The organism is Kitasatospora sp. NPDC028961, assembly GCF_055564815.1.
The window spans coordinates 364,457-378,917 of sequence record NZ_JBVHVO010000005.1; the positions used below are offsets into that span (position 1 = coordinate 364,457).

9 protein-coding genes are annotated in these 14,461 nt (G+C 74.2%); 8 read left to right on the forward strand and 1 reads right to left on the reverse strand.

What is annotated here, in order from left to right:
• Positions 1-60 precede the first annotated feature (60 nt).
• From ilvC to ACZ4UX_RS13900, 4 genes are all read left to right on the forward strand, one after another.
• A complete protein-coding gene (gene ilvC, locus ACZ4UX_RS13885) occupies positions 61-1,059 on the forward strand; it encodes a ketol-acid reductoisomerase (RefSeq protein ID WP_465706742.1) in 999 nt (332 codons plus the stop codon).
• Positions 1,060-1,309: 250 nt separating this feature from the next.
• Complete coding sequence (serA, locus tag ACZ4UX_RS13890) at positions 1,310-2,896, forward strand: phosphoglycerate dehydrogenase (RefSeq protein ID WP_329492255.1); 1,587 nt, start codon at positions 1,310-1,312, stop codon at positions 2,894-2,896.
• 353 nt (positions 2,897-3,249) lie between these two features.
• The gene (locus ACZ4UX_RS13895) at positions 3,250-3,408 is read left to right on the forward strand and encodes a hypothetical protein (protein WP_329489716.1); all 159 of its coding nucleotides are present in this window, start codon (positions 3,250-3,252) and stop codon (positions 3,406-3,408) included.
• A gap of 277 nt (positions 3,409-3,685) precedes the next feature.
• Complete coding sequence (locus ACZ4UX_RS13900) at positions 3,686-7,051, forward strand: S8 family peptidase (RefSeq protein ID WP_465706743.1); 3,366 nt, start codon at positions 3,686-3,688, stop codon at positions 7,049-7,051.
• A gap of 64 nt (positions 7,052-7,115) precedes the next feature.
• On the opposite strand, the gene ACZ4UX_RS13905 is transcribed toward ACZ4UX_RS13900, so the two are convergent.
• Positions 7,116-9,608 carry a YfhO family protein gene (locus ACZ4UX_RS13905; protein WP_465706744.1) on the reverse strand — a complete coding sequence of 831 codons (2,493 nt, stop codon included), beginning with the start codon at positions 9,606-9,608 and terminating at the stop codon, positions 7,116-7,118.
• A gap of 153 nt (positions 9,609-9,761) precedes the next feature.
• Between ACZ4UX_RS13905 and ACZ4UX_RS13910 the strand changes: the two genes are divergently transcribed.
• The 4 genes from ACZ4UX_RS13910 (at position 9,762) to cimA (ending at position 14,337) form a co-directional block, all read left to right on the forward strand.
• Positions 9,762-9,884: a hypothetical protein gene (locus ACZ4UX_RS13910; protein WP_465706745.1), complete on the forward strand. Its 123-nt coding sequence runs from the start codon at positions 9,762-9,764 to the stop codon at positions 9,882-9,884.
• A 62-nt stretch (positions 9,885-9,946) separates the two neighbouring features.
• Positions 9,947-10,984 carry a 3-isopropylmalate dehydrogenase gene (locus ACZ4UX_RS13915; RefSeq protein WP_465608978.1) on the forward strand — a complete coding sequence of 346 codons (1,038 nt, stop codon included), beginning with the start codon at positions 9,947-9,949 and terminating at the stop codon, positions 10,982-10,984.
• Between the two features lie 247 nt (positions 10,985-11,231).
• On the forward strand, positions 11,232-12,344 hold the full coding sequence (locus ACZ4UX_RS13920) for a branched-chain amino acid aminotransferase (protein ID WP_329489720.1): 1,113 nt from the start codon (positions 11,232-11,234) through the stop codon (positions 12,342-12,344).
• A gap of 367 nt (positions 12,345-12,711) precedes the next feature.
• On the forward strand, positions 12,712-14,337 hold the full coding sequence (cimA, locus tag ACZ4UX_RS13925; protein WP_352295297.1) for a citramalate synthase: 1,626 nt from the start codon (positions 12,712-12,714) through the stop codon (positions 14,335-14,337).
• The last annotated feature ends 124 nt before the right edge of the window (positions 14,338-14,461 follow it).

Below are 14,461 nucleotides of genomic sequence, written 5' to 3' on the forward strand. Positions count from 1 at the left end.
CGGGTCCACGTACCGTGGGAACGTACCCGGCAAGACCATCACGCAAGGAGATGTGCCCCCGTGGCCGAGCTGTTCTACGAAGACGACGCCGACCTGTCCATCATCCAGGGCCGCAAGGTCGCGGTCATCGGCTACGGCAGCCAGGGCCACGCCCACGCGCTGTCCCTGCGCGACTCGGGTGCCGACGTCCGGGTCGGTCTGAAGGCCGACTCGAAGTCCCGCGCCAAGGCGGAGGAGGCCGGCCTGCGCGTCGTCACCCCGGCCGAGGCCGCCGCCGAGGCCGACGTCATCATGATCCTGGTGCCGGACCCGATCCAGTCCGACGTCTACGAGGAGTCCATCGCGCCGCACCTGAAGGCGGGCGACGCCCTGTTCTTCGGCCACGGCCTGAACATCCGCTTCGGCTTCATCAAGCCGCCGGCCGACGTCGACGTCTGCATGGTCGCCCCGAAGGGCCCGGGCCACCTGGTCCGCCGCCAGTACGAGGAGGGTCGCGGCGTCCCCGCGATCGTCGCCGTCGAGCAGGACGCCTCCGGCAAGGCCCTGGAGCTGGCGCTGTCCTACGCCAAGGGCATCGGCGCCACCAAGGCCGGCGTCATCAAGACGACCTTCACCGAGGAGACCGAGACCGACCTGTTCGGTGAGCAGGCCGTCCTCTGCGGTGGCACCGCCGCCCTGGTGAAGGCCGGGTTCGAGACCCTGGTCGAGGCCGGCTACCAGCCGGAGATCGCCTACTTCGAGTGCCTGCACGAGCTGAAGCTCATCGTCGACCTGATGTACGAGGGCGGCCTGGAGAAGATGCGCTGGTCGGTCTCCGAGACCGCCGAGTGGGGCGACTACGTCACCGGTCCCCGCATCATCACCGACGCCACCAAGGCCGAGATGAGGAAGGTCCTCGCCGAGATCCAGGACGGCACCTTCGCCAACACCTGGATCGCCGAGTACAAGGCCGGTCTGCCCAAGTACAACGAGTACAAGAAGGCCGACGAGGACCACCTGCTGGAGACCACCGGCAAGAAGCTCCGCAAGCTGATGAGCTGGGTCAAGGAAGAGGCCTGAGCCTCAAGGCTCCGCCCCCTTCGGGACCTGTCCGATTCCGTAGGGTCCTTGTACAACTAGGCTGCTCCCGTCCGGGTGATTTCGCCGGACGGGAGCAGCCTGGTACCCAGCCCGTCGATACACTTCCGAGTGCGCGTCAGGCCCACAGCGTCGTGCGTCTACCTACGCGGCATGCCACCTTCCCCCCGCCTTCCACGCCACCTACGTGCCGGGGGGAACCGGACAGTTAAGGACCACTGTCGTGAGCACTGTGACCAAGACCGCCGTTGTACTGATCGCCGAAGAGCTGTCCCCCGCCACCGTCGACGCCCTCGGGCCGGACTTCGAGATCCGCCACTGCAACGGTGCGGACCGCACCGAGCTGCTGACCGCGATCGCGGACGTGGACGCCATCCTGATCCGCTCCGCCACCAAGGTGGACGCCGAGGCGCTGGCCGCCGCCCGCAAGCTCAAGGTGGTCGCCCGCGCCGGCGTCGGCCTCGACAACGTGGACGTCGCCGCGGCCACCAAGGCCGGCGTGATGGTCGTCAACGCGCCGACCTCCAACATCGTCACCGCCGCCGAACTCGCCTGCGGCCTGCTGATCTCGGTCGCCCGCAACATCGCGCCGGCCAACGCCGCCCTGAAGCAGGGCGAGTGGAAGCGCAACAAGTACACCGGCGTCGAGCTGAGCGAGAAGGTCCTCGGCGTCGTCGGCCTCGGCCGGATCGGCGTGCTGGTCGCGCAGCGGATGTCCGCGTTCGGCATGCAGATCGTCGCGTACGACCCCTACATCCAGGCCGCCCGCGCCGCGCAGATGGGCGTCAAGCTGGTCTCGCTGGAAGAGCTGCTGGAGATCTCGGACTTCATCACCGTCCACCTCCCGAAGACGCCGGAGACCATCGGTCTGATCGGCGACGAGGCGCTGCACAAGGTCAAGCCCAGCGTGCGCATCGTCAACGCCGCCCGCGGCGGCATCGTGGACGAGGCCGCGCTGGCGAGCGCCCTGCGCGACGGCCGGGTGGCCGGCGCCGGCCTGGACGTCTACGCCAAAGAGCCGTGCACCGACTCCCCGCTGTTCGGCTTCGACAACGTGGTGGCCACCCCGCACCTGGGCGCCTCCACCGACGAGGCCCAGGAGAAGGCCGGCATCGCGGTCGCCAAGTCCGTCCGCCTGGCGCTGGCCGGCGAGCTCGTCCCGGACGCCGTCAACGTCCAGGGCGGCGTGATCGCCGAGGACGTCCGCCCGGGCCTGCCGCTGGCCGAGCGGCTCGGCCGGATCTTCACCGCGCTGGCCGGCGAGGTGGCCGTCCGCCTGGACGTCGAGGTCCGCGGCGAGATCACCCAGCACGATGTGAAGGTGCTCGAACTGTCCGCCCTCAAGGGTGTGTTCGAGGACGTCGTGGCGGAGACGGTGTCCTACGTCAACGCCCCGCTGTTCGCCCAGGAGCGCGGTGTCGAGGTGCGCCTGACCACCTCCAGCGAGAGCCCCGAGCACCGCAACGTGATCACCGTCCGCGGCACCCTGGCGGACGGCGGCGAGATCGCCATCTCCGGCACCCTGGCCGGTCCGAAGCAGACCCAGAAGATCGTCGGCGTGGACGCCTTCGACGTGGACGTGGCGCTCACCGACCACATGGCGTTCTTCAAGTACGAGGACCGCCCGGGCGTGGTCGGCGTGCTCGGCCGCCACCTCGGCGACGCCGGCATCAACATCGCCGGCATGCAGGTGGCCCGCGACGGCAGCGGCGCGCTCGCCTCGATCACCGTGGACTCCCAGATCCCGCAGGAGGTGCTGTCGGCGATCGCGGCCGAGATCGGCGCCCGCTTCGCCCGCTCGGTCGACCTGGGCGCCTGAGCCCCGGCAGAGCCGTTCCGACAGGGCCCGGACCACCGCGCGGCGGTGGTCCGGGCCCTGCCGCGTCCGGGGCCGGACCGGCGCCCCGGGTGAGTCCCGTCTCAGATACTAGGAAATCCAAGTATTCGTGCAGACAGGCCAGGGCGCGGGTCGTACCGTGGAAGAGCCATACGGTGCGCCGCCCCTGTAGCCAGGGTGTGCGGCCCGTGTGCGCCCGTACGCCGTGGGCAGGCGATCCCCGCCCGGCGTGCTCCCGCTCCGCCGTGAGCCCCCCTGGCGACGCGCTTCGCCGGCACCCCCCTCTCCCCACCCCCTGCGCCACTGCCCGGCGCATTCGATCCAAGGAGCCCGGTATGCCTCCCACCGCAGACCGCCACGCCACCCCCGCCCCCGCCACCACCGCCCGTGCGCCGCGCCGCCGCCGCGCGACCGAGCGGCCCCCGTTCGCCGCCGCCGCGCTGCAGCGCGCGCTGGACCGCCGGGACAACGGTGGCGTGACCGGCCACCTCTGAGCGGGCCGCCTCCCGGCGTCCTGGGTCCAGGGCCGCTCGCCGCTGGGCCGGGCGGGCCTCACCCTCCGGAACCGGCGTTCATCTGCCGAATAGCCCGCACGGCCTGACGGCGAGTCACTCCCGAGAGTGCACGTGGCACCCGTTGGAGGGATGTTGCTCGCGCTGTCCGGCGCGATCATCCTAATTTGGGGCCCCGGAAGGGTGATCGGCGTCCGCGCGGGCGGGCGTCAGCGGCACGGCGTGCGGATCAGTTCCCCTTGCCGGGGGAGAGGGCCCAGTGCGTCAGCCACCCGTCCGTCGTCCGATCGCCCGGATCGGCCTCACCCTGGCCCTGCTGGCGGGGCCGTTCCTGCTCACCGCCGCCCCGGCGGCCGGCAGTCCACCGACGGCCGCGCCCCCCGGCGCCGGCCGCCCGGCCTCCGTCCTGCTGGAGCTCGGCACCGAGGCCGCAGGTCCGGCCTGGCGGCAGGCGGCCACCGAAGCCCGGCGGGCCCGGCGCTCCCCGGAGGCCGTCCGCCAGGAGGCCGCGCGGGCCGGAGCCGAGCAGGTGACCCGGGCGTCCGAAGCGCTCGACCGGCTGGCCCGGGCCGTCCGCGGCACGGCTCCCACCGTCCGCGAGCTGTACCGCACCCGAACCCTGCTCACCGGACTCGCCGTCACCGTGCCGGCCTCCCGGCTGCCCGCCCTACGCGCGCTGCCGGGCGTCCGGGCCGTCCACCCCATCGTGCGCAAGCAGCGGGACAACGCGCACTCCGTGCCGCTGACCGGTGCGCCGTGGGTCTGGGACGCCGGATCCGGTGACGCCGGGGCCGGCAACACCGGTCAGGGGGTGCGGATCGGCATCATCGACAGCGGCATCGACTACACCCACGCGGACTTCGGCGGCCCCGGCACCGAGGACGCGTTCAAGGCCGTGGACGGCGCCAAGCCCGCACCCGCCGGCCTCTTCCCGAACGCCAAGGTGGTCGGCGGCCGCGACCTGGTCGGCGACGACTACAACCCGGACCCGGCTTCCCCGCACTACCAGCCCGACCCCCACCCGGACGACAACCCGATCGACTGCGCGCTCAACGGCCACGGCACGCACGTCGCCGGTACCGCCGCAGGCCTCGGCGTCACCACCGACGGCCGCCCCTACCCCGGCCCCTACCGGCCCGGCCTCGACCCGGCCGGCTTCGCGGTCGGCCCGGGCGCCGCGCCCGGCGCGCAGCTGTACGCGATCCGGGTGTTCGGCTGCGACGGCGCCACCGACCAGCTCGCCCAGGCCCTCGACGTGGCCGCCGACCCGAACGGCGACGGTGACCTCGGCGACCGGCTCGACGTCGTCAACCTCTCCCTCGGCAGCCGCTTCGGCGCCACCGACGACGCCGACGCGATCGCCGTCGACCACCTCTCCGAACTCGGCACCGTGGTGGTCGCGGCGGCCGGGAACGAGGGCGACGTCTACGGCATCGGCGGCAGCCCCGGCACCGCCGCCCGGGCCGTCGCCGTCGCCGCCTCGGTCGACCCGCACAGCGACGCCGACGGCCTGACGGTACTGGCCCCCGAGCCGCTCGCCGGGGTCGTCCCGGGCCACTGGAGCGCCCGCTACCAGGGCTGGTCGAGCGCCGACGTCAGCGGTGAACTCGCCCTGCCCGTCGACCAGTCCGACGGCTGCACGGCGTTCGGCGAGGCCGACCGGCAGCGGCTCGCCGGGCGGATCGCCGTCCTCGCCTGGAGCACCCGGGCGTCCGAGCGGGCCTGCGGCTCCGGGCCGCGCGCGGACCACGCCGCCGACGCGGGCGCGATCGGCGCCCTGCTCGCCGCCGACGACGACCACCTCGCCGAGGTCTCCGGCAACGACCGGATCCCGCTCGCACTGCTCGCCCGGGCCGACGGCGAACGGCTGCGCCAGGGTGCGGCGAGCGGCCCGGTCACCGTCCGGCTGGCCGCCCCCGGCAATCCGCTGCACGGTGTCGTCTCCCAGGACCAGCCGCAACGCACCGACACCCTCACCGACTTCACCTCGCGCGGGATCGGCGTCCCCGGCGTGGTCAAGCCCGACCTCGCCGCCCCCGGCGAGACCATCTGGTCCGCCAAGGCCGGCAGCGGCGTCGGCGGCCAGCGCGAGGACGGCACCTCGATGGCCACCCCGCACGTCGCCGGGCTGGCCGCGCTGGTCCGCGCGGCCCACCCGGAGTGGACGGTCGAGCAGCTCAAGGCCGCGCTGATGAACACCGCCGGGGACACCTGGCCCGGCGACGGGCACACCGGCCCGGTCTACGGCCCCGAGCGCACCGGCGCCGGCCGGGCCCAGGTGGACCGCGCCGTCCGGACCCCGGTGGTCGCCTACGCGGCGGGCGAGGGCGCGGCGCCGGGCAGCGTCGGCGTCTCCTTCGGCCCGGTGGCCGTCGGCGGCCCGCTCGGGCTCGTCCGCGAGGTCGAGGTCCGCAACCTGTCCGGCACGGCGGCGCTGTACCGCACCGGCTACGCGGCCGCCACCGAACTGCCCGGCGCCCGCTTCGAGATCGCGCCCGACCGGGTCGAGGTGCCGGCCGGCGGCACCGCCCGGGTCAGGGTCACGCTGACCGTCCCGGGACAGCTGGGCCGCGCGCCCGACCCGACCATCGACACCAGCCAGGGCGGCCGGGCCCGCAGCTACCGGGGCGAGCTCTCCGGGCGGCTGCTGCTCACGCCCGTCTCGGACGACGCGCTGCCCGAGCTGCGGGTCCCGCTGCTCGCCGCTCCCCGCCCGGCCTCGGACCTGAGCGCGGCGGCGCCGGCGCGCGGCACCAGGACCGGCGCCCTGGTCGTGCTCGGCGGCACCCGGGCGCCGGCCGAGCGGCCCGGACTCCTCAGCGCCTTCGCGCTGGGCGGCGAGGGCGCCCGCTGGCCCGACTGCCCGCCCGACAGCGGCGCCGCGGTCGGACCGGGGGCCGGCATCGTCCCGGAGGAGAGCACCGAACCGCAGGCCCCGCAGGACGTCTGCGTCGAACGCCCCGGCGACCGGGCGGCCAACCTGCGCGCGGTCGGCGCGGCCTCCGACGCGCCCGCCGTCGGCGACGGGCAGGGCATGCTCTACCTCGCCGCGCAGTTCTGGGCGCCCGCCGCCACCCCGGTCGGCGTCTTCGCCGTCCGGGCCTCGCTGGACACCGACGGGGACGGCGCCACCGACGTCTTCGTCAAGGCGGACCGGCAGCCCGGCAGCGACGTCCTGGTCGCCCGGTCGGTGGACGCCCGCAGCGGTGCCGAGCTGGACGTCCAGCCGCTGAACGCCCGCTGGGGGGACACCGACACCGCGCTGCTGGACAGCGACGTCCTGGTGCTGCCGGTGCGCCTCGCCGCCCTGCCGGGGGTGCGCGCCGGGCACAGCACCGTCCGCTACGGGCTCTGGACCGGTGTCGCCACCTCGGGGAAGCCCGACCCGGCCGAGGCGTTCTCCGCCGTCGGCCTGCGCGGCACCAGGCCCACCCTCGCGGTCGACGTGCTGCACCCGGCCGTGGACGTCCGCACCGGTCCCGGCGGCCCCGCCGCGGTGGCCGCCGCCCTCCCGCCGGGCACCGTCCTCGATGTCCGGCGCGCCGACGGTGACACCTCCCGGCTGCTCCTGCTCCACCACTTCAACCGGGACGGCCACCGGGGACAGGTCCTCGCCCTCCCCTGACCGCTCCGTCCCGTCCCGCCCCGCCGGAGGCCGTCACCGCACGCGGTGACGGCCTCCGGCATCGCTACCCGTCGGCGCGCCCCCGGTGGGCGGCCCGGCGGATCCGGCGCGGTGTGCGGGTGGGCCGGTGGCGGAGCCGGCCGAAGACCCCGGTCAGGGTGGTGACGGCGGCCGCGGCCAGCGCGAGGAGCAACCCCTCGGTCAGACCGGGCGGGCGGAACGAGCAGCTGATCCGGTCCGCGCCGGCGCCGAGCGGGACACCGATCATGCCGAGGACGGAGGTGGGCGCGGTGGGCCGGCCGCCGCCGGCCGCGCAGGTCCAGCCCGCGGTGGCCGGGACGGAGAGCAGCGCCGTCCCGGTGCTGCCGGGCGGGAGGGCGGCGGCCAGGGTGTGCCCGCCGGCCGTGACCGAGCGGGCGCCGGTCGCGGTGAGCCGCGCGACGGCCGCGTCCAGCGCGCCGGGCCGCAGACAGCCGACCGGCCGGGCCGGGACCTGGGTGACGGTGTCCGCGCGCAGCACCACCCGCACCACGCCGTCGGCGGGCACCGTCCCCAGCTCGTGGATCGGCACGGCGGTGGTCGGCTGCTCGCCGTCGCTGCGGTAGCTCGCGGCGAGGCCGCTCACCGTGCCGTCGAACCAGACGCCGTGGAAGTACGCGGTGGCGCCCGGGGTGCAGACCGCGGTGAACGCGGTGCCGTCCGAACCGGCGGGGGTGGCGGGGACGGACCAGCCGCTGCTGCCGTGCTCCGCCGGCTCCGGACCGCCGGCCGGGACCAGCCCGGGGACGTCGTAGACCGGGCCGCCGAGCAGCGACTCCTGGCGCGACCAGACCGAGGAGGTGTCCGGGGCGGAGCCCGCCGGGAGGACGGTGACCAGCGGGGGAGCGGCGGACCGGGCGACCGTGAAGCCGTTCGGCGGCGGCCCGTCGGCGAGCTGGGTCCGGACGGCGAACAGCGCCCGTCCGACCGGGTCCGTGACGCTCCGGGTGAGCCGCCCGCCGGCCGACCAGCCGGCGCCCAGGTCGTGCAGCAGCAGCGCGGTGACGGTGGGCAGGGACCCGCTGGAGTAGCCGCCGCCCTGGCCGTCGAGCAGCAGCGGGTCGTTCGGGGTGAAGGCGTGCGGTCCCGGGTCGCTCCGGGCCCGCGGCCAGTCGGCGGCCTGCCGCAGCGCCGCGTGCGCGGCCCGGACGGCGGCGCCCGAAGGCGTCCCGGCGGCCGGCGTGCCCAGCGCGGCGTAGGCCGACCAGACCGCTCCGCCGAGCACCGCGGCGCCCAGGACGGCGGTCGCGGCGGTGCCCGCCCGGCGGTCGGTGTGCCGGTGCTCCAGGGTCCACAGCGCGGCGAGCAGCACCGCGCCGCCCAGCGCGAGCAGGGCCCAGGTCGACCCGTGCACCGAGCGGTGCGCCGCCGCGATCCCGGCCACCAGGGCGACCACGGCGGCGCCGCCGAGCAGCGTCGGGGTGTCGGGCCGGTGCACCAGCGAGACCCAGCCGGCCAGCACCAGCAGCCCGCTGAGCACGAAGGCCACCCGGTAGGGGCCGCCGGCCGGGATGGCAAGGCCGTGCCAGACCAGCACGGTCGGCGTCCAGACGAAGCTCAGCACCACCATGGCCAGCAGGGCGCACCAGACGATCCGCTCCCGGGGCCGCACCCGCCGGTTGAACGGCAGCCCGGCCACCAGCAGCAGGCCGAGCAGGCCGATCGAGACGTCCGGCAGCGGCCGCCCGCTCTGGGCGCCGGGCAGCAACTGGGCGAGGTGCCCGCCGAGCCCGGAGGGGCCGAGCGGCTGGACGGGGGACTCGGGCTGTGCCTCCTGCGCGGCCCGGACGCCGACGAACAGTACCGGCGCGGCGAGCAGCACCCCGAGGCCGGCCGTGGTGACCGCCCGACCGGTCACCCGGACCACGGCCTTGAACGGCCGCCGGACGGCCGCCAGCCGCACCGCGAGCACCAGGCCGGCCGTGATGGTGGCCATCGCGGCGGTGTAGAGGTTGCCCGCCCAGGCGAGGGCGACGCAGAGGGTGCCGGCCACCCAGCGGCGCTCGTGCAGGCACCAGTCGCCGGCCAGGACGAGCAGCGGCAGCGAGACCAGGCCCCAGAGCCACATCGGGGCCGCCCCGCCCACGGTCGGCACCCAGGCGCAGAGCCCGTAGCCGAGGGCGGCGACCGCCCGCAGCCAGTGCGGGCCGGCGTGCAGGCGGCCCAGCGCGTGGGTCATCAGGCCGGTGCCCAGGCCGATGCTGCCCAGCGCCACCAGGAAGACCGCGAGCTGGGCCTGGTCGCGCGGCAGCAGCGCGGCCGGCCAGGAGAACGGGTTCATCAGGTAGGCGAAGAAGTCGGCCAGGAACGGCGCGCCGTACCCGCTGTTCCAGGTGAACAGCAGGTCACCGGTGGTCTCGCCGTGGACGAGGTCCCACAGCTGGGCGTGGAACGGCACCGCCGTCTCCGCGGCCCCGGGCGGCCAGGCCCCGCGCAGGGCGGCGGCGAGCGCGTACCCGGCCATGCCCAGGCCGGCCGCGACCCCGCAGGCCAACGCCTCCCGCCGTCGCTCGGCCATGGTGATTCGCCCCGTTCCACGAGGAATGCCGGACAAGTTCGTCGCGAGCATAGACGCGCCCCGGGCGCGGGTTCCGCCTCCCGCGCTCCCCCGTGGGAGTGACGTCCGGCGGGATCCCGCCGAGTAGCCCGAGAGCGTCCGTCGGGATCCCCGGTGGGAGGGAATCACCACACGTACGAGCTGGATCCGGCGACGTCGTCCTACGGGCTGACCGGGATCCACCCCAAGCAGCTCGAGCTCGACCGGCCGTTCGCGGTCGATGTCGACCTCACCTGATCGGGCGTCCGGATAGTGGACGCGAAGTGTCAGCCCCTGGGACGGCGGAGTAGGGTCCGAGCATGTCTCGCACCATTCGTCTCGCAGTAGTTCCCGGTGACGGCATCGGCCAGGAAGTGGTGGCCGAAGGCCTCAAGGTCCTTGGCGCGGCGCTGCCCGCCGACGTGAAGCTGGAGACCACCGAGTACGACCTCGGCGCCCGGCGCTACCACCGCACCGGCGAGACGCTGCCGGACAGCGTGCTGGCGGAGCTGAAGACCCACGACGCGATCCTGCTCGGCGCCATCGGCGACCCGAGCGTGCCGTCCGGCGTGCTGGAGCGCGGGCTGCTGCTGAAACTGCGGTTCGCCTTCGACCACCACATCAACCTGCGGCCGGGCCGGCTCTTCCCGGGCGTGGCGTCGCCGCTGGCCGGTGACCCCGCGATCGACTTCGTGGTCGTCCGCGAGGGCACCGAGGGCCCGTACGTCGGCAACGGCGGCTCGCTGCGCACCGGCACCGAGCACGAGGTGGCCACCGAGGTCAGCCTGAACACCGCCTACGGCATCGAGCGGGTCGTCCGCGACGCCTACCGCCGGGCCCAGGCGCGGCCGCGCAAGAAGCTGACCCTCGTCCACAAGAACAACGTGCTGGTGCACGCCGGTCACCTGTGGACGCGGATCTTCGAGCAGGTCGGCCGGGAGTTCCCCGAGGTCACCACCGACTACCTGCACGTCGACGCGGCGACCATCTTCTTCGTCACCCAGCCCGAGCGGTTCGACGTGATCGTCACCGACAACCTGTTCGGCGACATCCTGACCGACCTGGCCGCCGCCGTCACCGGCGGGATCGGCCTGGCCGCCAGCGGCAACATCAACCCGAGCGGCGACTTCCCGTCGATGTTCGAGCCCGTGCACGGCTCCGCCCCGGACATCGCGGGCCAGGGCAAGGCCGACCCGACCGCCACCGTGCTCTCGGTCGCCATGCTGCTGGAGCACCTCGGCTTCGCCGCCGAGGCCGCCGCGGTCGAGGCCGCGGTCGCCGCGGACCTGACCGAGCGCACCGGCACCCGCAGCACCTCCCAGGTCGGCGACGCGCTCGCCGCCCGAGTATCCGGCTGACAGGCCGGATCCGACACGCGGGATCAGGCCGGGAGGCCGGATCCGACAAGCGGTGTTCCGGCCGAAGGGGCCGGGGCGCACAAGCGCACAACCGCGGCCGCCGACTCCTCCTGGGGTCGACAGCTGTTCGGCACGGCCCTCTGGATGCGAGTATCGACAGTGGGCCGTGCCGTCGTGCGTTCGTTCGCCGAAACGTTCACCCGACGGAGGCGGCCCGGACCAACCCCACGGTGAAGGACACACAGCCATGAGCACGCCCACCCAGGCGCCCATCACGTTCGACCTCAAGCCCTCCGCGCACCCGCTGTCCGACGCGGAGCGCGAGGCCCGGCTGGCCAACCCCGGCTTCGGGAGGATCTTCACCGACCACATGGTCACCATCCGGTGGACCGAGGGCCTGGGCTGGCACGACGCCCAGCTGGCGCCGTACGCGCCGCTGGAGATCGACCCGGCGAACATGACGCTGCACTACGGTCAGTCGATCTTCGAGGGCCTGAAGGCCTACCGCCAGGCCGACGGCTCGATCGCGACCTTCCGCCCGGAGGCCAACGCCGCCCGCTTCCAGGCCTCCGCCCGCCGGCTGGCCATGCCGGAGCTGCCGATCGAGACCTTCGTCGAGGCCGTCGAGCACCTGGTCCAGCAGGAGCAGAACTGGGTGCCGAACGAGCAGGAGCAGAGCCTCTACCTGCGGCCCTTCATGTTCGCCACCGAGGTCGGCCTGGGTGTGCGCCCGGCCAACTCCTACCTCTTCATGATCATCGCCTCGCCGGCCGGCGCCTACTTCTCCGGTGGCGTCAAGCCGGTCTCGGTCTGGCTCTCCGAGGACTACGTCCGCGCCGCGCCGGGCGGCACCGGTGCCGCCAAGTGCGCCGGCAACTACGCCGCCTCGCTGGTCGCCCAGGCCGAGGCCGCCGCCAAGGGCTGCGACCAGGTGGTCTGGCTCGACGCCGCCGAGCACCGGTGGATCGAGGAGATGGGCGGGATGAACCTGTACTTCGTCTTCGGGGAGGGCAAGGACGCGACGATCGTCACCCCCGAGCTCTCCGGCGCGCTGCTCCCCGGCATCACCCGCGACTCGCTGCTCCAGCTCGCCGCCGACCTCGGCTACGCCGTCGAGGAGCGGAAGATCTCCACCGAGGAGTGGAAGCGGGGCAACGCCGACGGCACCCTCACCGAGGTCTTCGCGTGCGGCACCGCCGCCGTCATCACCCCGGTCGGCTCGGTCAAGTCCCGCGGCGGGGACTGGACCGTCGGCGCCGGCGAGCCCGGCCCGACCACCATGGAGCTGCGCCGGGCGCTGCTGGCCATCCAGGGCGGTCAGCGCCCCGACACCCACGGCTGGCTGCACAAGATCGTCTGATCCGGAGCCGCCCCGGCCCGTGCCGTTTCGGATCGCGAGACGGCCGGGCCGGACTCCGGAGGGTGTGCCACACTGCGAGCGTGTCCTCGCTTTCGCTGATCATTAGCAGCAGGCGCGCCGGTCCGCAGTGACCGCTCCGCAGTACCCGATGCGGAGCGACCACCAGCGTCCAGACCCGCGCGCAGACCTCTCGCACCCGCGAGGGGTCTTTTGCTTTTCGGGCCCAGCCCGAACGGCACACCCCCCGGACCGGCCGGAGCCCCCACAAGGGGCCGAGCGACACCGGGCGCGCGCGGGATGCTGGACAGTGGAGCCGGATCAGAACCGGCAGAGCAGTACCAACCTCCCGGAACGGAGACCCAGGGCCATGACCCAGGCCAGCAATCGCACCGACGACAGCTTCCACGTCTTCGACACCACCCTGCGCGACGGCGCGCAGCGCGAGGGCATCAACCTCACGGTGGCCGACAAGCTGACCATTGCCCGGTATCTGGACGAGTTCGGGGTCGGGTTCATCGAGGGCGGCTGGCCCGGCGCCAATCCGCGGGACACCGAGTTCTTCGCCCGGGCCGCCGCCGAACTGGACCTCCGGCACGCCCAGCTGGTCGCCTTCGGCGCCACCCGGCGGGCCGGCGGCAAGGCGGCCGAGGACCCGCAGCTGGCCGCCCTGGTGACCTCCGGCGCCCCGGTGATCACCCTGGTCGCCAAGGCCCACGACCGGCACGTCGAACTGGCGCTGCGCACCACGCTGGACGAGAACCTGGAGATGATCCGCGACAGCGTGGCCTACCTGCGCTCCCAGGACCGCCGGGTGTTCATCGACTGCGAGCACTTCTTCGACGGCTACAAGGCCAACCGCGCGTACGCCCTGGCGGTGGTCCGCGCCGCGCACGAGGCCGGTGCCGACGTGGTGGTGCTCTGCGACACCAACGGCGGGATGCTGCCGGCCGGCGTCCGCGACATCGTCGCCGACGTCCTCGCCGACTCCGCGACCTACAAGCCCGGTGCCCGGATCGGCATCCACGCCCAGGACGACACCGGCTGCGCCGTCGCCAACACGCTGGCCGCGGTCGACTCGGGCGCCACCCACGTCCAGTGCACCGCCAACGGTTACGGCGAGCGGGTCGGCAACGCCAACCTGTTCCCGGTGGTCGGCGCGCTGGAGATCAAGTACGACCGCCGGGTGCTGCCGCCCGGCAGCCTGGCCGAGATGACCCGGATCTCGCACGCGGTCGCCGAGGTGGTCAACCTGACGCCCTCCACCCACCAGCCGTACGTCGGCCACTCCGCCTTCGCGCACAAGGCGGGTCTGCACGCCTCCGCGATCAAGGTCGACCCGGACCTCTACCAGCACATCGACCCGGAGACGGTCGGCAACACCATGCGGATGCTGGTCTCCGACATGGCCGGCCGCGCCTCGGTCGAGCTCAAGGGCAAGGAGCTCGGCTACGACCTGTCCAGCGACCGGGACCTGGCCGGCCGGGTGGTCGTCAGGGTCAAGGAGCAGGAGAACCTCGGCTACACCTACGAGTCCGCCGACGCCTCCTTCGAGCTGCTGCTCCGCGACGAGGTGCGCGGCAGCCGCGAGCGCTTCTACACCCTGGAGTCCTGGCGGACCATCAGCGAGCAGGGGCCGCAGGGCTTCGCGGGCAACGAGGCGACGGTCAAGGTCTGGGCCAAGGGCGAGCGCCGGATCGCCACCGGCGAGGGCAACGGCCCGGTCGACGCGCTGGACAAGGCGCTGCGCACCGCGCTGGAGCGGATCTACCCGCAGCTGGCCAAGCTGGAGCTGGTCGACTACAAGGTCCGCATCCTGGAGGGCCAGCACGGCACCGGTTCCAAGACCCGGGTACTGATCGAGTCCACCGACGGCACCACCAGCTGGTCCACCGTCGGGGTGGCCGACAACGTGATCGCCGCGTCCTGGCTGGCCCTGGACGACGCCTACACCTACGGCCTGCTGCGGGCCGGCCTGGAGCCGTCCGCCGGGTGAGCCCCCGGGCGGGGGGGGGGGGGGGGGGGCCAGAGGGGGGGGGGGGGGGGCCCACGCCAAACAAACCCCCCCCCCACCCCCTAAAAAAGGGGATGTGTGGCAAGAGAGGTGGGGGGAGCGTTTT